This window comes from Marivivens sp. ABH4_498 (assembly GCF_056160585.1).
On the sequence record NZ_JBSWXL010000001.1, the window covers coordinates 682,081 to 701,880 of the forward strand.

General features: G+C 56.3%; 17 protein-coding genes. 12 read left to right on the top strand and 5 right to left on the bottom strand.

The genetic code is table 11. The features are described 5' to 3' along the window. Window positions 1–52: 52 nt before the first annotated feature. The 7 genes from ACXAGA_RS03515 to ACXAGA_RS03545 are packed head-to-tail and all read left to right on the top strand — an operon-like array spanning window position 53 to window position 6,662. Window positions 53–1,300 carry a CpaE/TadZ family protein gene (locus ACXAGA_RS03515; protein WP_475116113.1) on the top strand — a complete coding sequence of 416 codons (1,248 nt, stop codon included), beginning with the start codon at window positions 53–55 and terminating at the stop codon, window positions 1,298–1,300. A 9-nt stretch (window positions 1,301–1,309) separates the two neighbouring features. Further along, window positions 1,310–2,767 (top strand): CpaF family protein, encoded by a 1,458-nt coding sequence (locus ACXAGA_RS03520; protein ID WP_475116114.1) that lies wholly within the window; start codon window positions 1,310–1,312, stop codon window positions 2,765–2,767. Window positions 2,768–2,772: 5 nt separating this feature from the next. Next, window positions 2,773–3,741, top strand: a complete 969-nt coding sequence (locus ACXAGA_RS03525) for a type II secretion system F family protein (RefSeq protein WP_475116115.1) — start codon at window positions 2,773–2,775, stop codon at window positions 3,739–3,741. Between the two features lie 11 nt (window positions 3,742–3,752). Beyond that, window positions 3,753–4,724, top strand: coding sequence for a type II secretion system F family protein (locus ACXAGA_RS03530; protein ID WP_475116116.1), 972 nt, complete (start codon window positions 3,753–3,755; stop codon window positions 4,722–4,724). A gap of 8 nt (window positions 4,725–4,732) precedes the next feature. Then, a complete protein-coding gene (locus tag ACXAGA_RS03535) occupies window positions 4,733–5,284 on the top strand; it encodes a tetratricopeptide repeat protein (RefSeq protein WP_475116226.1) in 552 nt (183 codons plus the stop codon). A 30-nt stretch (window positions 5,285–5,314) separates the two neighbouring features. Then, a complete protein-coding gene (locus tag ACXAGA_RS03540; protein ID WP_475116117.1) occupies window positions 5,315–6,166 on the top strand; it encodes a tetratricopeptide repeat protein in 852 nt (283 codons plus the stop codon). A 4-nt stretch (window positions 6,167–6,170) separates the two neighbouring features. Beyond that, on the top strand, window positions 6,171–6,662 hold the full coding sequence (locus ACXAGA_RS03545; protein WP_475116118.1) for an A24 family peptidase: 492 nt from the start codon (window positions 6,171–6,173) through the stop codon (window positions 6,660–6,662). Here ACXAGA_RS03545 and ACXAGA_RS03550 read toward each other — a convergent pair whose 3' ends face one another. Further along, a complete protein-coding gene (locus ACXAGA_RS03550; RefSeq protein ID WP_475116119.1) occupies window positions 6,663–8,276 on the bottom strand; it encodes a hypothetical protein in 1,614 nt (537 codons plus the stop codon). It abuts the gene before it with no gap. Window positions 8,277–8,405: 129 nt separating this feature from the next. Here ACXAGA_RS03550 and ACXAGA_RS03555 point away from each other — a divergent pair, with 129 nt between their 5' ends. Together ACXAGA_RS03555 and hrpB are read left to right on the top strand one after the other, a co-directional pair. Next, window positions 8,406–9,716, top strand: coding sequence for an ATPase (locus ACXAGA_RS03555; protein WP_475116120.1), 1,311 nt, complete (start codon window positions 8,406–8,408; stop codon window positions 9,714–9,716). A gap of 42 nt (window positions 9,717–9,758) precedes the next feature. Continuing rightward, on the top strand, window positions 9,759–12,164 hold the full coding sequence (hrpB, locus tag ACXAGA_RS03560) for an ATP-dependent helicase HrpB (RefSeq protein ID WP_475116121.1): 2,406 nt from the start codon (window positions 9,759–9,761) through the stop codon (window positions 12,162–12,164). A gap of 33 nt (window positions 12,165–12,197) precedes the next feature. Here the strand turns inward: hrpB and gndA are convergent, their stop codons facing one another. Continuing rightward, on the bottom strand, window positions 12,198–13,610 hold the full coding sequence (gene gndA / locus ACXAGA_RS03565) for an NADP-dependent phosphogluconate dehydrogenase (protein ID WP_475116122.1): 1,413 nt from the start codon (window positions 13,608–13,610) through the stop codon (window positions 12,198–12,200). A gap of 108 nt (window positions 13,611–13,718) precedes the next feature. Here gndA and ACXAGA_RS03570 point away from each other — a divergent pair, with 108 nt between their 5' ends. From ACXAGA_RS03570 to ACXAGA_RS03580, 3 genes are all read left to right on the top strand, one after another. Beyond that, window positions 13,719–14,165: an NUDIX hydrolase gene (locus ACXAGA_RS03570; RefSeq protein WP_475116123.1), complete on the top strand. Its 447-nt coding sequence runs from the start codon at window positions 13,719–13,721 to the stop codon at window positions 14,163–14,165. 51 nt (window positions 14,166–14,216) lie between these two features. Further along, complete coding sequence (locus ACXAGA_RS03575; RefSeq protein ID WP_475116124.1) at window positions 14,217–15,683, top strand: inorganic phosphate transporter; 1,467 nt, start codon at window positions 14,217–14,219, stop codon at window positions 15,681–15,683. Window positions 15,684–15,761: 78 nt separating this feature from the next. Beyond that, window positions 15,762–16,559 (top strand): dioxygenase family protein, encoded by a 798-nt coding sequence (locus ACXAGA_RS03580; protein ID WP_475116125.1) that lies wholly within the window; start codon window positions 15,762–15,764, stop codon window positions 16,557–16,559. 31 nt (window positions 16,560–16,590) lie between these two features. Here the strand turns inward: ACXAGA_RS03580 and argF are convergent, their stop codons facing one another. The 3 genes from argF to ACXAGA_RS03595 all read right to left on the bottom strand — a co-directional run bounded on the left by argF (window position 16,591) and on the right by ACXAGA_RS03595 (window position 19,716). After that, window positions 16,591–17,517 carry an ornithine carbamoyltransferase gene (gene argF, locus ACXAGA_RS03585; protein WP_475116126.1) on the bottom strand — a complete coding sequence of 309 codons (927 nt, stop codon included), beginning with the start codon at window positions 17,515–17,517 and terminating at the stop codon, window positions 16,591–16,593. 22 nt (window positions 17,518–17,539) lie between these two features. Continuing rightward, window positions 17,540–18,718, bottom strand: coding sequence for an acetylornithine transaminase (locus tag ACXAGA_RS03590; RefSeq protein WP_475116127.1), 1,179 nt, complete (start codon window positions 18,716–18,718; stop codon window positions 17,540–17,542). A 194-nt stretch (window positions 18,719–18,912) separates the two neighbouring features. Then, window positions 18,913–19,716 (bottom strand): ABC transporter permease, encoded by an 804-nt coding sequence (locus ACXAGA_RS03595; RefSeq protein WP_475116128.1) that lies wholly within the window; start codon window positions 19,714–19,716, stop codon window positions 18,913–18,915. Window positions 19,717–19,800: the final 84 nt, after the last annotated feature.

A 19,800-nucleotide genomic window follows, 5' to 3' on the forward strand; every position in this document is an offset into this window, starting at 1 on the left:
CTAGGGCCAGGTGGGTTTCCACCTCAGACGACTGTTTGAAGGAAATTGGTACATGGGTCATTCCGCAGCTATGCAGCCCGAGCCGCAACCGATCATCGCCTGCACTGTCAGCCGCGATGTGCAAATCTTTGATCTGCTGATCGAAGATATGGAAACGACTATGGGCGAACGCTGGGGCGATCTTGGCTTTGAAGACGCCTTGGCATTTATGGAACAGCCGGATTCGGAAACGTTGCAGTTTTTCGCCGTCGCGATGGATGCCGAAGACGAAGCCGATCTGTCCCCTATTATCAATGTCATCAGTGCCGCAAAGCGTCGTGGCATCAAAATCATCCTGATCACCGAAGACGTGAGCCCCGCGTCGCTGCATGTTTTGCTGCGCGAAGGTGGTGATGAATTTGTGCCCTACCCCTTGCCCGAAGGTGAATTGGCGCAAGCCATTGAACGCGTATTGGCAACGCCGACCGAAGACCCGGTCGAACCTGAAATGCGCAACAAACTAAAGGCAACGGGCGACCGTTCGGGCGTGATCATTCCCGTACAGGGCATGGCGGGCGGCGTTGGCGCCACGACTTTTGCCTGTAACCTTGCGTGGGAACTGGCATCGGTTGATAAAAAGAACCCGCCGCGCGTGGTGCTGATCGATTTCGGCATGCAGTACGGCACCGTTTCGACATATCTGGACATGCCGCGCCGCGAAGCCGTGCTGGAAATGATGTCGGACACCGAAACCATGGACAGCGACGTGTTCATGCAAGCTTTGCTGTCGTTTGATGACAAACTGCACGTTCTGACCTCTCCGCCGGATTTGATCCCGATGGATCTATTCACACCCGAAGATATCGAACGGGTGTTGGATATGGCGCGCACAAATTTTGACTATGTTGTCGTCGATATGCCCGTTGTGACCGTCGAATGGTCCCAAACCGTGCTAGAGGCCGCCCACGTCTATTTCGCACTGACCGAACTGGATATGCGCTGTGCACAGAACGTGTTGCGACTGAAACGCGCGCTACAAAGCGAAGAGTTACCATTCCAGAAACTGCGGTTCATTCTAAATCGTGGCCCGAAATTCACCGATCTAAACGGCAAAAGCCGCGTAAAGCGCATGGCAGAATCTTTGGGAATATCGATCGATGTTATGCTGCCTGACGGCGGCAAACAGATCACCCAATCCAACGATCACGGCGCACCATTGGCGGAAATGGCGGCCAAAAACCCACTGCGCAAAGAAATCGCCAAATTGGCCAAATCGGTTCACGAAATCAATGTCTCTGATGACGCTGTAGCAAAAGGGTAAGGATCGGAAATGTTTTCGAAATATAAAAAACCCAGCGCCTCCAAAGCAACGTCGCCTGCCGCACGGCTCGCTGCGATGCAGCAGCCTGCCGCTGCCGCGCCCGCCCCGACATCGGCGGATGCGCCGAAATCGTTGCGCCGCCCTTTGCCGGTAAAGGCCGGGCAGGTTGCGCCAGATGACCGCGAAAAGAAACGCAAGGAACGTCTGGGCGAAATCAAACTGGATTTGCACCGCGCCCTGCTGGACAACCTGAACCTTGCCGCGCTGGAAAAAGCGTCTGAATCTGATCTGCGTTCGGAAATCAATGCGATCACCACCGAAACGCTTGAAGAAAAAGGTATCGTTCTGAACCGCGAAGATCGCGGTCAGCTGACGCAGGACCTGTACGACGAAGTCACCGGCCTGGGCCCGCTAGAGGCATTGCTGAAAGACGACGGCGTCAACGATATTCTGGTCAACGGTCCTCAGCAGATTTTCGTGGAACGCGCGGGTAAACTGCAGCTGACCGACATCACGTTCAAAGACGAACGCCACCTATTGCGTATCATCGATAAAATCGTGTCCGCTGTGGGCCGCCGCGTCGATGAATCCAACCCTTACGTGGACGCCCGTTTGGCAGATGGTTCGCGTTTCAACGCCATGGTTCCGCCCGTGGCCGTTGACGGATCTCTCGTATCCATTCGTAAGTTCAAAAAGGAAAAGCTGGCCGTCGACGATCTGGTCAAATTCGGCGCCTTTACCGAAGAAATGGCCGCCTATTTGCAGGCCGCCGTTGCGACCCGCCTGAACGTCATCGTGTCGGGCGGTACGGGTTCTGGTAAAACGACCACTCTGAACGCATTGTCATCGTTCATTGACGACAGCGAACGCATCCTGACGATCGAAGATACGGCAGAACTTCAACTACAACAGACCCACGTGGGCCGCATGGAATCGCGCCCGCCCAACGTCGAAGGCAAAGGCGCCGTGACCCAGCGCGACTGTTTGCGCAACGCACTGCGTATGCGTCCTGACCGCATCATCGTGGGCGAAACCCGCGGCGAAGAGGTTATCGACATGCTGCAGGCGATGAACACAGGTCACGACGGATCGATGACGACGATCCACGCCAACTCGGCTCGTGATGGTGTGTCGCGTCTGGAAAACATGATCGCGATGGCCGGTATCGAAATGCCGATCAAAGCCGTGCGTAGCCAGATTTCGTCGGCTGTGAACCTGATCGTTCAGGCGTCGCGTCTGCAAGACGGTTCGCGCCGCATGACATCGATCACCGAAATCACCGGCATGGAAGGTGACGTGATTTCGATGCAAGAGGTGTTCCGCTACCAGCGCGTAGGCCTGACACCCGACAACAAAATCATCGGTCATTTCACCGCAACCGGGGTGCGTTCGCATTTTGCCGAACGGTTCCGCCTGTGGGGCTATGATCTGCCTGCCTCGATTTTTGAACCTTATGCTGCGGAATAATTGCCATGGTCCTAACTGCTGAACCGCTCATCTATGGTCTGGTCTTTGTCGCCGTTCTGATTTTGGTCGAAGGCGTCTATCTGACGGTTTTCGGCAAATCGATCAGCCTGAACAACCGCGTCAACCGCCGACTAGAGCTGCTGGAAAAAGGCGGCAACCGCGAACAGGTGCTGGAACAGCTGCGCAAAGAAATGACGCAGCACATCAAATCCCAGCAGATCCCGCTGTATTCGCTGCTGGCCAGCAAGGCGCAAAAGGCGAACATCGCGTTCACGCCGTCACAGCTGATTATGCTAATGATGGCACTGTCTGCTATGGCGTTTATCGGCCTGACGGTCGGCACGGGCGCATCGACGCCCATTCGTATCGGTGTTTCATTGGCGATGGGTATCGGCGGTGTTTACGTCTGGATCAACGGCAAGGCGAAAAAACGTATTTCCCTGCTAGAAGAACAGCTGCCTGACGCGGTCGAACTGATGGTGCGTTCGCTGCGCGTCGGTCACCCGTTTTCCAGCGCGGTCCAGATCGTATCCAAAGAGGTCGCAGACCCATTGGGCACCGAAATGGGCATGATCGCTGACGAAGCCGCCTATGGCCGCGATATGGGCGAATGTCTGAAAGCGATGGCAGAACGCATCGGTATGCAGGATTTGCGTTTCTTGGCCGTGGCCGTGACGATCCAACAGCAATCGGGTGGTAACCTGGCCGAAATTCTGGACGGTTTGGCCAAAGTGATCCGCGCACGTTTCAAATTGTTCCGCCGCGTCAAAGCGATCACCGCCGAGGCGAAATGGTCCGGCATGTTCCTGTCCGGTTTCCCGCTGGCGGCGCTGCTGCTGATCAACGTTGCGAAACCAGATTACTACGACGGCGTCAAAGATACCCCTGCGTTTATTCCGGGCTGTCTGATCGTTGGCGGTTTCTTGGCTGCGAACATCTTTGTGATGCGCACGCTGGTTAATATCAAAGTCTAAGGGGGTCAGAAATGAACGGACTATTAGATTTTCTGACGGATCGGTTTGGTGCCTACGGCCCACTGTATCTGGTCGCGGGGATCGTCGTTTTGATGATCCTTTTGCTGATCCCTATCCTGATGCAGCAAAAAGAAGACCCGCTGGACAAACTGAAACGGACAGCTGGCCGCGGCGATCCGCGCGACCGGAAAGACAGCCTGCGCACGTCCTCTGGGCACGATAAGCTGGAAAAATATTCCAACTTTCTAGAACCGCAGGACGAAGAAGAATATTCCGCCATTCAGCTAAAACTGATGCAGGCAGGATATCGGTCGAAAAACGCTGTTCGGATGTATCATTTTGCCCAGTTTGCTTTGGGCCTGATCGCGCTGATTGCAGGCGTGGCATTTGCTATTTTGAAATCCAAAACGGGTGAACCTTCGACGCAGGACATCATGCTGTCGATCCTGATCCCAGGCGCAGCTGGTTATATGGGCCCGAAATACTGGGTCACCCGCCGTCAAGGCGAACGCCAGAAAGCGATCGAAAACGGGTTCCCTGACAGTTTGGACATGCTGCTGGTCTGTATCGAGGCCGGCCAATCGTTGGATCAGGCCATTTTGCGGGTAGCGACCGAATTGAAATCGGGTTTCCCCGAACTGGCCGAAGAATTCCAAATCGTGTCCTACGAATTGAAAGCGGGTAAAGACAAAACCCAAGTCATGCGCGACATGGCCGAACGCTGCGGCGTGGGTGACATCCAATCCTTCGTGACCGTGCTGATCCAATCGCAGCAATTCGGTACATCCATCGCCGAAGCGTTGCGGGTCTATGCCGCCGAAATGCGTGACAAACGCGTGATGCGCGCCGAAGAAAAGGCAAATACCCTGCCGACCAAGATGACTCTGGCAACCATGATGCTGACCGTTCCGCCACTGTTGATCATTCTGATTGGCCCATCCGTCTATGGCATCATGACATTCATGAGCATGAATGGTAATTGACGCGCATCATGCGCATCATTCTGACCTTCATTTCGATTGCTTTTTTGGCCGCCTGCACCTCGGGCGGCCTAAACCGTGGAGACGGGGTCTATGCCCCCGGCGTCGCGGGTGAAATGGACATTGACGGTTTGATCGTGGGTCACCGATTGATGGCCGCGGGCGAACATGAACTGGCGTTGCGGGCCTATATGCGCGCCGCCGCGCAACAAGGCCTGAATGTCGATACCTTGTCTGCGATAGGGTCCGCCAACCTAAAACTGGGCCGCCTGAATCAGGCGGAAAAACTGCTGCGCCGCGCCGTCGAAGAAGACCCAGAATTTGCCGCTGCTTGGAACAATCTGGGCGTTGTTTTGATCGAACGCGGCAAAATCGAAGAGGCCGCACAGGTTCTGCGTCGCGCTTATGCCACGGACAACGGCAATTCTGATCAAATCCGCGACAACTTGCGCTTGGCGCTATCAAAACTTGCGAATTCCGATTATGCTGACCCCAATCAGAACGATATCTTCCATCTGGTTCGGCGCGGTTCGGGCGACTACCTGCTGCTGTCAGACCACTAAGGAAAGAAGAGCAGTAAAGGACGCAGGCACATGCGCCACATTGGATTTGTGACGCTTGCTGGCGCAATTGCGCTTGCAGGCTGTATGAAAGACGGCGACGCTGAAGTTGCGCGCGCCATGGCAGACGTCAATGTGATTGACGAAACCAATCTAAACGACGTGATGCTGACCATCGGCGATCCGAACGAAGCCGTCGCCTATTTCCAACGCGCCAGCGCCAGCCAACCTGACCGCATCGATCTATTGCAGGGTTTGGGCAAATCGCTGATCCGCGCGGGCCGCTATAGCGAAGCCGTGCGCGTCTGGACCATCGTTTCCAATCACCCCGAGGCGACAAACGACGACCATTTGGCGTTGGCGGACGCGTTGGTGCGTACCGGCGAATGGGACAAAGCCGAAGGCATTTTGGACACCATCCCGCCGACCTATGAAACCTTTGCGCGCTACCGCCTAGAAGCGATGGTTGCAGACAGCAACGAAGATTGGGATCGCGCCGATAGTTTCTATGAAACCGCTGTCGGGCTGACCATGACCCCTGCTGGAGTCTATAACAACTGGGGTTTTTCCAAACTGACACGCGGCGATTATCGCGGTGCGGAACAGATGTTCAGCGACGCGTTGCGCAGCGATTCATCGTTGTTCACGGCCAAAAATAACCTAGTGATGGCGCGCGGATCACAGCGCAATTATGATCTGCCGGTTATCCCGATGACACAGACAGAACGCGCGCAGTTGCTGCATACTCTGGCGTTGACGGCCGTAAAACAAGGCGACGTCACAATTGCCCGCGGTCTGCTGCAAGAGGCAATTGATACGCACCCGCAACACTTTGAGGCTGCCGTGCGTTCGCTACGCGCCTTGGAAAACAACGTAACGAATTGATCCGATGGACCTGACAACGACCCAAGCAGCGTGGTTTTTGCCCGCCGTCGCCCCGATCTGTATCTATGTGGCCTACAGCGACCTGCGTTCGATGAAAATCCCGAACAAAGCGGTCTTAGCGCTGATTGCGGTGTTTGCTGTGGTTGGCATCATCGCGTTGCCGTTGGATGTCTGGGCGTGGCGCTGGGTACATTTGATCGCGTTGCTGTTCGCGGGCGTTGCGGCAAATGCATTGGGATTAATGGGCGCAGGTGATGCCAAATTCATCGCGGCCGCCGCGCCGTTTGTGTCCAGACAGGATGCACCCATGATGATGTACATCCTTGCTGCTGCGATCCTGATCGGCGTGGGCCTACATCGCGTTGCGAAATACACGTCGCTACGCAAACTGGCCCCAAATTGGGAAAGCTGGTCAACGGGCAAACGGTTCCCAATGGGGTTTCCACTGGGAATGGCCCTAATCGCCTATCTGATTGCACCGTTTATCGCCGCCTGATCATCCGATTTCATATAGGATATACATCTCTGTCCGGTCGATTTCGGTCAGGGACGTGCCCGCATCAGTAATCGCATCCAGAATTGCGCCATGGACCTGCGCGGACATCGGGCAGGTCGGCACCAACAGGTGGCTGGCGTTTTCGAACCCTGACAGATCGCCATAGTTCCATGGCGCAGCGCCCGCAACGAGTGCGAAATCCTGATACAGCCACAGCGCATTAAAGATATCTGCGACAAAAACGGGCTGACCGTTCACGGCCGTCAGTTCGGCACCAATGGATTCTGAATAGGCCGCCATGCCGCCGTCCAATGTGCAATCATCAAACGTCATGCCCATGAATTCGGTCGGCTCGCCCCGATCGGCCAATTCATTCCATTCGTGAAAATATTCGCCCGTCCCGTCCAGTCCACGTTTTTCAGTGACCTGAACAATGCGCGGGGCAAAGGCATATAGATCCGACAACGCGCCTTCGGTTTCAAAGAACATCGGGATGTAATCGGTCGTATCGACTGCGTTATGGCGGAACGGGCTATAGGCCATATTCAGGAACGATGGCGCGCCAAAGGTCAGCGCAATAACCGCCAATACGCCCAACGCACCGCGCAGCTCTAACCCTGATGGCGCGCGGCGTTCGGTTTCGGGACGCAGTGCAAGAACCAGTATGGCGAACAGCAGCAACCACTGCGGATCATTGCCATAGTTTTGATAGGTCACATAAACAAACCCAGGCAACAAAGTCAGCAGGACCAATCCTCCGGCCATGGCGCCCGCCTGACGCAGCAGGATGACCCCCGCGACGCCCATAGCGGTGATGCCCATGTAGGCAGGCGCAATCAGGATCTGATCCAACGGCAGGCCCGGTGCCGCACGCGTGTCAGAAGAGGCAACCGCCTGTAGATCGGCAAGATAGGCAAACCAGAAATCAACGCCGTAAAACGCGGTCACCGCACCGGCGACGACCAACCCCGCCAGAATGGCATAAACGAACGTCATGATTTGGCGCGTCACAATCAGTGCAAGGACAACAGGCAGCGCAAAGGCCGCAAAATACGTGACTTTGATCAACACAAGCGCGGCCATGGCTCCGCCGATGATGGCGCCGTCAGCGATACGCGACCGCCCATAAACGGGCGGCAGGATCGCGGCCATGATCGCCAAATACGCCAAAGACCAAGCCCAGCGGTTGTAGTGCATAGAAATGGAAACGGCGCTGTTTGCTTCGCCATGGACCAGCGCAAGGATCATGACCAAAACAACAACGCCAAACCCCATGGCCAAACGTTTCGGCAGTCGCGACACCGACACCCACCAGATCGCAGGTAGCAAAGCGATAGCCACAAAAATCTGGCTTTGAATAATCGCGTGACCGATCCCATTCCCCCATGCGACGAACATCGACATGGGCGCAAAGGCCAGAAAACCAATCGGCGTCATGAAATCGCTGTGCGGTGTCTGGCCCATCGACATGCGCATGACGATATCGACCAGATGAATGGTGTCACCTTCGTGTTTTCCGATGAAAAAACCGCCCTTTAGCAGGGAAATTCCACCCATAGCGATCAGCACCGCCACCAACACCAATAGAACCGCACCGCGGTTTGCTTTGCTCATGCCTGCCTCTTTCAATGGTTTGTCCATTTTTTGGCCACAATAATTCGCCAATCAGGTCGGGCAACGATTCATCGTCGCGGCTTTGGAAACTCTGAATAGTCGCGGCGCATTAGACACAGGCCACCGTTTATGAACATGCAAACCAGTTCCGTTATGGCTCCGCCCGCGCCGCGTTCGTTGGATGCGATGCAGCTGCCCATCGTTATGATGCGCGACATCCTGATCAAAACCATGTTCCGCACGAACAAAACGATGGTTTCTGATATTTCGCGTATGATTGCGCTGCCGATCCCTGTGACGCAGGAATTGGTAGAAATCGCACGCGGTCAGAACCTGATGGAAACGCTGGGCACATTGCACGCCAATTCCAGCAACGAAATGTCCTATCAACTGACCGACAGCGGACGCGCCCGCGCGCAAGAGGCATTGGCCCAATCCGAATATTACGGCGCGATGCCTGTGCCGATGGCCGTTTACGCCGAACAGGTGAAACGCCAGTCGATCAAAAACCTGCAAATGACCCGCCAACGCCTGACCGAGGCGATGGGCCACCTGATCCTGCCGCCTCCGTTGATTGGCGAATTGGGGCCCGCGATTTCGGCGGGGCGTTCGATCCTGATGTATGGCCCCCCGGGCAACGGTAAATCGTCGATTTCCAACGGTATCCGTGACGCGTTGGGCGACAAAATCTATATCCCGCGCGCCATCGAATATGCAGGTCAGGTGATTACCGTCTACGACCCCATCGTCCATTCCGCCGCCGAAGAGGATCTGGACGATCCCAATTCCCTGCGCCGCACGTCGGGCAAATTCGACACGCGTTACGTCCGCTGTGACCGCCCGACCGTGATAACGGGGGGCGAACTGTCGTTGGACATGCTGAACCTTGTCTACAACCCCGTGGCACGGACCTATCAGGCGCCTTTGCAGCTGAAATCGACGGGCGGCGTTTTCATCGTCGACGACCTTGGCCGCCAAGAGGACCCGCCCCAGAAACTGGTCAACCGCTGGATTGTTCCGCTAGAGGAAAACCGCGATATCCTTGCCTTGCAATCGGGCGAAAAATTCGAAGTGCCGTTCGATACGCTGGTCATTTTTTCGACCAACTTCCACCCGAACGAAATCTTTGACCAAGCGGCACTGCGCCGTATTTTCTACAAGATCAAAATCGACGGCCCCAGCAAACAGGATTTCCTGAAAATCTTTGCCATGATCGCAAAGAAAAAAGGCGTGCCGCTAAACGAACCTGCGTTGGTTCATTTGCTGAAAAACAAATACCCGACGATCAACAATGTGTTTGCGAACTATCAGCCGGGGTTCTTGTTGGATCAGATCATTTCGATCTGCGATTTCGAAGGCATCCCCTATCAGATGACACCTGACCTGATCGACCGCGCATGGGCGAACCTGTTCGTCAAAGACGAACACATCGTAAAATAAGGCCCCTTGCGCCGCACCAGCCGCGCCCCCTAAACAGCATCCATGACTTTGCCCATTGATGCTGCCCTGCCCGATCTGATCGCGGCGCTGAAATCCCACGGTCGCGCGGTGCTACAGGCGCCGCCGGGCGCGGGTAAAACAACGCGTGTGCCGCTTGCCCTGATGCAGTCGGGCACAAACGCGGGCAAAATCATCATGCTGGAACCGCGCCGCATCGCCGCCCGCGCCGCCGCCGAACGTTTGGCCGAACAACTGGGCGAAAAAACGGGGCAAAGCGTGGGTTACCGCATGCGCGGCGACAGCAAATCGGGTTCAAAAATCGAAGTCGTGACCGAAGGCATCCTGACCCGTATGTTGCAATCCGATCCCGAACTGACGGGCATTGGCACGGTCATTTTCGACGAATTCCACGAAAGGTCGCTGAATGCGGACCTAGGGCTGGCGCTGACGTGGGAAATTATTCAGGCGCTGCGCGATGATCTGCATCTGGTCGTCATGTCCGCAACATTGGATGCCGCCCCCGTTGCGGCGATGTTGGATGACGCGCCAATCATCACATCACAGGGCCGCGCCTATCCCGTAGACATCCAACACCTTGATCGCCCTGTCGATAAATCCATGCGGTTTGAAACGGCGGCGGCTGATCTGATCGCCCAAGCCGTCAAATCTACCAACGGCGGCGTGTTGGTGTTCCTGCCGGGCGAAGGCGAAATCAGACGTGTCGAATCCGCGTTAACGGGCCGTCTGCCGGGGGATGTCGATATCCGCCCTCTGTTCGGCGCGATGCCCTTCGACAAACAACGCGCCGCGATTGCCCCAGTGAAATCAGGGCGCAAGGTCGTGCTGTCCACATCCATCGCCGAAACGTCCCTGACGATCGAAGATATCCGCGTGGTGGTGGATTGCGGACGCGCGCGCAGATCGCGATACGATCCATCATCGGGCATGTCCCGTCTGGTCACCGAACGCGTGACCAAAGCCGAAGCAACCCAGCGGACAGGCCGCGCGGGCCGCGTGGCCGAAGGCACATGTTTCCGCATGTGGACCAAAGGCGAAGAGGGTTCGATGGCGGCCTTTCCCCCTGCCGAAATCGAAGCCGCCGATCTGGCGGGGCTCGCATTAGAACTGGCGGTTTGGGGATCATCTGATCTGCCGTTTTTGACGCCCCCACCCGAAGGCACATTGGCCGAGGCACGCGCCCTACTGACCCAATTGGGCGCATTGGACTATGCGGGGCAAATTACCTCGCACGGGTCAGACATTGCGAAAATGCCCGTGCACCCCCGATTGGCGCATATGATGGTGGTCGCGGGAAAACAGGCCGCACCTTTGGCCGCGTTACTGGCGGACCGCGATCCGTTAAAGGGCGTATCGACCGATCTGACGTTGCGCATGCGGGCCATTCAAAACGGGGACCCCCGCGCCAATCGCAGCGCTCTGGACAGGATCAGAGCCGAAGCGAAACGATTAGCCAAAGAGGCTGCGGACAAACCTGCGCTATCTTGGGCTGAAATGGCCGCTTTGGCCTATCCCGACCGCATCGGCTTACGCCGCAAAGGCGACGCGCCGCGGTTCATCCTGTCGGGCGGCAAAGGCGCGATTATGCCTGACGGCGACGCGTTGGCGGGTCAACGATTGATCGTCGCCACCGATCTGGATGGCAACCCACGCGAAGCCAAAATCCGTCAGGCAATTGCCCTATCCGACAGCGAATTGCGCGGATTGTTCGCCGATCAGATCGAATGGGTGGACGTGTGCGAATGGTCCAAACGGGATCGCCGCGTGCTGACGCGCACGCAGGAACGGCTGGGCGCTTTGGTTTTGGATGACCGCAACAATGGCGATGCGGACCCGCAGGATGTGGCGGTTGCTATGCTGGACGGCGTGCGCGAATTGGGCATCCGATTGACGGACGCCGCAGAGCGGCTTCGGGCGCGGGTTGAATTGGTTCGGGCGGGCGGTGACAGGTTACCTGCGATGGATGATGACAGCCTGATGGCGACGATTGACGACTGGCTGCTTCCGCATCTGGACGGCGTTCGATCCGCCGAAGATTGGAAAAAATTCGACCCGATAAATGCATTACGCGCGATGCTAGACTGGGACCAGACGCAGTTGCTGGACAAACAAGCGCCGTCGCATTTTCAAACGCCGTTGGGTCGTAAGCTGCCGATTGATTACACAGGCGGCTTGCCGCACATTACAGTCCGCGTTCAGGAAATGTTTGGCGTCACGCAGCACCCGACGATCGGCAACACGCCCATTAAATTTACGTTGCTATCACCCGCGCAAAAACCGGTTCAGGTCACTGCCGATATTCCAGGATTTTGGGTGAATTCCTATCCCGACGTACGCAAAGACATGCGTGCCCAGTACCCCAAACATCCGTGGCCCGAAGACCCGACAACAGCCGATCCGACGCTGCGGGCAAAGCCCCGAAAGACATAAAAAAGGCGCGGGGATCATCCCGCGCCTTTTTATTTATTCCCACCAAGGTCCGTGTTGGCCTGTGGATCCGTCGTCCAACCGTTCGAACCCGTGCATACCAAAGAAATCGCGCTGACCTTGGATCAGGTCGGTCAGGCCGCGCGCCATTGCAAAGGTGTCGATGAACGACAGCGCCGATGCCAACGCAGGGATCGGGTGACCGCCCAGCGCAGCAGCAGCCACAACGCGGCGCAATGCAGGAACGGTTTTCGACAGGCGTTCAGCAAAGGCTGGCGCGAACACCAATTGGCCGTGTGGCATGTCACCACGGAATGCTGCCGAAATATCATCCAGCAACGACGAACGGATGATACAGCCCGCACGCCAGATTTCAGCGATGCGTGCGAAATCCAACGACCATTCGTATTCTTCGGACGCCGCAGCCAGCAGACGGAAACCTTGGGCATATGCGATGATGCGTGCAGCCAGCAACGCGTCGGCATAGTCGGCCTCGGTTAGGTCAACAGCGTTGCGGGTGCCGCCCAAGATCGCTTCGCCTGCGACGCGGGTGTCTTTTTCGGAACTCCACGAACGGGCCGCAACGGCGGCTTCGATCGACGACGCGGATTGGCCAAGGCGCAACGCTTCGATCAGGGTCCAGCGGCCCGTGCCCTTTTGACCAGCTTTGTCCAAGATCACATCAACGGCGGGTTTGCCTGTTTTGCTGTCAGTCGCTTGCAATACCTTGCCGGTGATTTCCACCAGATAGGATTTCAGCGCACCAGTATCCCACGATTCAAAACGCGCGCCGATGGCTGCTGGATCCATGGCTTGGCCGTAACGCATCATGCCGTACAGTTCGGTGATCATCTGCATGTCGGCATATTCGATGCCGTTGTGCACGGTTTTCACAAAATGGCCTGCGCCATCTGGGCCCAGATGGTCGGCACAAGGGGCGCCTTCGAATTTGGCTGCAATCGCTTCGATGACGGGACGGATACCCGACCACGCGTCAGGCGTGCCGCCAACCATGATCGACGGGCCGTTGCGTGCGCCCTCTTCGCCGCCCGAAACGCCCATACCGATAAAGGTCAGGCCGCGGCCTTCGACATAGGCGGTGCGGCGGCGGGTGTCGTGAAAATCGGTGTTGCCTGCATCGATGATGGTATCACCGGGTTCCAGCAGATCACACAGGTCTTCGATTGCGGATTCGACAGGTTTGCCCGCTGGGATCATCAGGATGATCGCGCGCGGAGCAGGCATGTTGCGTGCCATATCCGCCAATGATGCATGCGTGGTCAGTTTGTCAGCCAGCGCCGCGTCGTTCGCTTCGGCAGCGAAGTCTTTCGTCGCGTCTTCGGAACGGTTCGCGACGTGCAGCGCAAAACCGTTATCCAGAATATTCAGCGCCAGTGCGCTACCCATTGTCCCCAGACCGTACAGGCCAAGATTTGCCAAAGTGTCCATTTGTCTGCCTTTCCAAGCATCAAAATTTGCGTCAGGCTGACAGTATTGGTAGGTACATCCATCCCTAACCCGAAAGCCGATAAACTTATGTTCAGGTCGTTAATTAGAATGTTGGCCGCTGTGGTCACGCCCATTCTGAAACGCCCGAAAATAGTGCAATTTGCCGCGCTGTGTATATGCGCTAACAGTGACAAGACACAAATCGTTTTGATCACGTCGTCAAACGGGCGATGGATTATCCCTAAAGGCTGGCCAGAAAACGGAAAATCCGGCGCAGAGACCGCCGCGTTAGAGGCATGGGAAGAAGCAGGCGTCATCTCGAACCCAGAAAAATTCCAATTTGCAGGCCGATTTGACACGGTCAAAGAACGCGACAGCGGTCTGCGGTTTGATTGCGAAACATTCGTTTATGTGATCCCCGTCGATGAATTGTCAGATGACTATCCCGAAATATCCGAACGTGACCGCCGTCTGGTCGATCTGGATACAGCCCCAGACGAAGTGGACGATGCGGATTTGTCGGATTTTCTACGCCATTGGATTGCAAACCGTTAAAACCGCGACGACAGGCTTGAAACGGTGACCTGTCAGGCTTACCCGATGGGTATGAGCCACAAACAACATGACGACTGGCAGTCGCTGGACAAAGACCTCAAACGGATTTCCGTGCTGGAAACCGCGTCGTTCATTTCGGGACGGCGGCTGGTGGCCATGGGCATCGCGCTGATTTTCATTGTTGGCGCAGGGATCGAGGCCGCCGTTTTCTTTGGCCTTGAATCAAAGGCCGCCATCGTTATCGCAGCAGCCGTATTCAGCGCCTACCTTGCGCTGAACATCGGGGCCAATGACGTGTCCAACAATATGGGCCCTGCGGTGGGGGCTGGCGCATTACCCATCGGGGTTGCGATCGCTATCGCCGCGATTTGCGAAGCGGCGGGCGCTTTGATCGCGGGCGGGGATGTCGTCACGACCATTTCGCGTGATTTGCTAGAACCAACGGTCGCCCCAACGTCAGAAGTGTTTATGTGGGCCATGCTGTCGGCCCTGATATCGTCAGCCCTATGGGTCAACATCGCAACATGGATCGGCGCACCGGTATCCACCACGCATGCAGTTGTTGGCGGGGTTTTGGGTGCGGGCATCGCAGGTGCAGGGTTTGCCGTCGTCAACTGGCCTGCGGTTATGATCATCATGGCCTCTTGGGTCACATCACCGCTGGCTGGCGGTTTGGTCGCTGCGGTTTTTTTGGCGCTGATACGGCGCACGATATTGGGCCAAGACGACCAGATCACAGCCGCACGCCGTTGGCTGCCCGTTTATTTTGCGATCATGGCTGGATCATTTTCCGCTTATCTTATGACCAAAGGTCTAAACAAAGTCATCGACACCCCATCAACATTGCGGGTTGTGTTGGTGTCCGCCGGATTTGCCGCGTTGGCCTATGCGATTGCAAAACCGGTTATCCGCGCAAAATCCGTTGGGATGGAAAACCGCGCGAAATCAATCAAACAATTGTTTCGGGCACCATTGGTCATTGCCGCCGCTTTGTTGTCCTTTGCCCATGGGGCGAATGACGTTGCGAATGCGGTTGGGCCGCTGGCCGCGATCGTTCACACATACTCCTACGGCGATGTTTCTTTTAATGCTGAAATTCCGCTGTGGGTGATGTTGATTGGCGCATTGGGCATTTCATTCGGGCTGATGACATTCGGCCCGAAATTGATCCGGATGGTCGGCAAACAGATCACCAAACTGAACCCTGTTCGCGGGTTTTGCGTCGCCCTGTCTGCCGCAGTCACGGTGATTATCGCCAGTGGGTTTGGTCTGCCTGTGTCATCAACCCATATCGCCGTTGGCGCCGTGTTTGGCGTTGGTTTCTTTCGTGAATGGGATCAGGCGCAAAAACAGAAACGGTCGACCCTACACCCCCGAACCGCAGTCGAAGAACGCCGCCATCGCCGTTTGGTGCGGCGCAGTCATTTCATGACAATTATCGCAGCGTGGATGGTGACCTTGCCAATCACTGCGATCTTTTCCGCCGCCGCATTTCATGTTTTGCAGGCGCTTGGCTGACAAGTATTCAAAAAAATTATGACGGAATATCAAAACTTATGCGTTTAACCTTTGAACGCGAACAAAAAGGTATTTCAAATGTCCGATATTCATGACCACGATCACGGCCTAAAACACGACCTGCCCCGCCTGATTGGCCGCCGCAAAGCATTGATGCTGCTGGGCCTAGGCACCGGTATTGCGATGGCTGGCCCAGCGGCTGCCGCCGATCTGATGTGCGTCGCAGACCAACAGGAAACCGCGGGCCCCTACCCTGCTGACGGCACCAACGCCAAAGCGGGCCAAACCGTCAACGTCCTAACCCAAGAAGGCGTGATCCGCGAAGACCTACGCACATCTTTCGGCGATTACGAAGGCACAACCGCCGAAGGTGTTCCGCTAGAGATGCAGCTGCAATTGGTCAACGTGAACGACAATTGCGCGCCGGTTTCGGGCTATGCCCTGTATCTGTGGCACTGTGATGTGACGGGCCTGTATTCGCTTTATGATACGACCGACCGCAACTATCTGCGCGGCGTCGGCATTTCGGATGAAAACGGCATCGTGAAATTCACCAGCATTTTCCCTGGTTGTTACGATGGCCGCTGGCCGCACATGCATTTCGAAGTTTTCGCATCCCCTGACGACATCGCAACGGGCCGCGACAGCCTGCTGATTTCGCAGATCGCATTCAACGAAGACGACTGTGAAACCGTCTACAACGCGAAAAGCGATCTGTATTCCAACGGCATCCGTAATTTGGACCGTCAGACACTGACCCGCGACATGGTGTTTGGCGACAGTTCGGACGCGCAGATGGAACAACGCACGATGGTTGTCACAGGTGATCCTGAAACCGGCTATACCGGCACCGTCACCATCGGCCTAGCGCTGTAACGAAAAAAGGGGCCGCTAAGGCCCCTTTTATTTATGCGCCCAAACAGTGACGCATGATGGCTTTTTGTGCGTGCAGACGGTTTTCCGCTTCGTCAAAAATCACCGAATTCGGTCCATCCATCACGGCGCTTGTGGCTTCGTCTTCGCGGTGGGCAGGCAGACAGTGCATGAACAACGCGTCAGGTTTTGCCGCAGCCATCAGGCGTTCGTTGACCTGATATTTGTGCAGCAGGTTATGGCGGCGTTCACGAGCGGACGCCGGATCATGCATCGACACCCACGTATCAGTGACAACCAGATCCGCGCCTTCGACCGCTTTGATCGGATCGCGTTCGATATCGATGGTCACGCCTTTTGCGCGGGCCTCTTCGACGAACACGGCCTCTGGGTCCAGTTTTTCAGGGCCGGTGAACGTCAGGTCGAAACCGAACTGGCCAGCGGCATGGATGAACGATGCGCAAACGTTGTTGCCGTCGCCCGACCAGACAACCTTTTTACCGGCGATCGACCCACGGTGTTCTTCGAACGTTTGGATGTCGGCCATGATCTGGCATGGGTGCGTGCGGTTGGTCAGGCCGTTGATCACAGGAACGGACGCATATTCCGCCATTTCCTGTAGGGTCTGTTCTTCGAATGTGCGGATCATGATCATGTCAACGTAACGCGACAGAACGCGCGCGGTATCGGCGATGGTTTCACCGTGACCCAGCTGCATATCAGTGCCCGACAGAACCATGGTCTGACCGCCCATCTGGCGTACGCCCACGTCAAACGAAACGCGGGTACGGGTGGATGGTTTTTCAAAGATCAGCGCGACCATACGGCCGTCCAGCGGTTTTTCCGCATCCAAAGCGCCTTTCGGCTGGCCCTGACGGGCTGCTTTCATCGCTTTGGCGCTGTCGATAATCGCCCGCAGATCCTCGGGCGAGGTGGTGTTGATATCCAGAAAATGGGTCATCGTATAATCTTTCGCTTGGGCCTTAGCCCTTTTCAATTTGGGCGGCTGCGGCATCCAGACGTGTGATCGCCTGATCGATGTCGTCATCGCTGATGTTCAGCGCGGGCAGCAAACGCAGGACGTTGTCCCCAGCGGGAACCGTTAGAACGCCATTGTCATAGCCAGCGGCCACAACATCAGTGTTCGGGGATTTGCATTTGATACCCAGCATCAGGCCCGACCCACGCACGTGATCGAACACGTCAGGATGAGAGGCGACCAGCCCTTCTAGTTTTTGACGCAGCAACGCGCCTTTGCGGTTCACTTCGGCCAGAAATACATCGTCGGCCACGTGTTTCATCACGGCGTTGCCCACCGCGCAGGCCAATGGGTTACCGCCATAGGTGGACCCGTGGGTGCCTGCGGTCATGCCATAGGCCGCGTTTTCGGTGGCCAGAACAGCGCCCAGCGGGAAACCACCACCGATGCCTTTGGCGACCATCATGATATCAGGCGTCACGCCCGACCATTCATGCGCAAACAGTTTGCCCGTACGGCCCACGCCGCATTGAACTTCGTCCAAAATCAACAGGATACCGTGTTCGTCGCACAGATCGCGCAGACCTTTTAGGCACTGATCAGGTAGCGGGCGAATGCCGCCTTCGCCCTGAACAGGTTCGATCAGGATCGCGCCAACATCCGGTTCAGCCGCCGCTGCGCGCAATGCATCGTGGTCGCCCCATTTCAGGTGTTTGAAACCTGGCAACAACGGGCCAAAACCTTTGACCATTTTTTCCGACCCCGCGGCCGCGATGCCCGCCGACGAACGACCGTGGAACGATCCGTCAAAGGTGATGATCGTGGTGCGTTCTGGCGCGCCTTTTTCGTAATGATATTTGCGCGCCATTTTCACGGCCAGTTCGCACGATTCCGTGCCCGAGTTCGTGAAAAACACGGTGTCGGCAAAGGAGGCTTCGACCACACGATCGGCCAATTCCTGTTGCGCAGGGATTTTATACAGGTTCGACACATGCCACAGCGCATTCGCTTGGGTCGTTAGGGCCGCAACCAGATCAGGGTGCGCATGTCCCAGCGAATTCACCGCGATGCCCGCGCCCAAATCCAGAAAACGTCGGCCGTCCGCCTCGATCAGCCAAGAGCCTTTGCCTTCGACAAAAGACAGCGGCGCACGGTTATAGGTCGGCAAAACAGAGGGGATCATGGTCAAACCCTTTAAAAATTAGAAGCCCGATTGGTGCCAAGCTGGCGGGGGCATGTCAACGTGTAAGGAAGGAAGATGGGTGCGCAAAAGCAGCGCGGCGCTAAATAAATTAGCGTCGGCGTCGAATCGTGGTGTTTTGTGCACAGGTCATCATGCCGCCCGTATAGGGGCGACATGGCATAATGCAAAGCGTTTTATGCTTTGAGCCGGTAACCTTTGCGGAACCAATACCAGCAGATCGACAGAACGATGGTCGCCGCCAGTGCCGCGACCCACAGGCCGCGCCACGGGCTGCCGTCAGACACGCCGATCATCCCATAGCGGACGCCGTCGATGATGTAGAAAAACGGGTTCACGTGGCTGAGTTTATTCAGAAACGGCGGCAAGGCATCGATGGAATAAAACGTGCCCGATAGGAAAGACAGCGGGGTCACGATGAAATTACTGATTGCCGCCAACTGATCGAATTTATTGGCAAAAATCGCGGCGATGATGCCCAAACCGCCCATAAACACAGCGCCCAGAACGACGAACACCAGCACCCACAGCGGATGCTGCATACCAACGCCCAGAAACAGCCAAACGCCCACTGCGATCACGACCGCGACCAACAGGCCCCGCGCAACAGCGCCGCAAACATATCCCGCAACCAATTCCCCCGCTGACAGCGGCGGCATCAGCGTATCAACGATATTCCCCTGCACCTTGGCCGAAGTCAGCGACGACGACGAATTCGCAAATGCGTTCTGGATCACCGTCATCGTTAGGATACCGGGGGCCAGAAAATGCATAAACGGCACGCCCATGACGTCTCCGCGTTGGGAACCGATGGCAATTGTGAAAATCAGCAGAAACAGGCCCGCGTTAATTAGCGGCGCCATGATTGTTTGCGACCAAACGTTCATGAACCGCAAAATCTCTCGGCGGATCAACGTATAAAGGCCCAACCAGTTCACCCGACCAAAGCGGCGAACGCCCATTGCGACGTGTTCTTGCATCATCCTCTCCTGTTTTCGCGATTCGAACGCTTGTATCCCGCTCAATGGTGCTTAGAATAGGTCTCTGACCAATGTTGCAAGGAC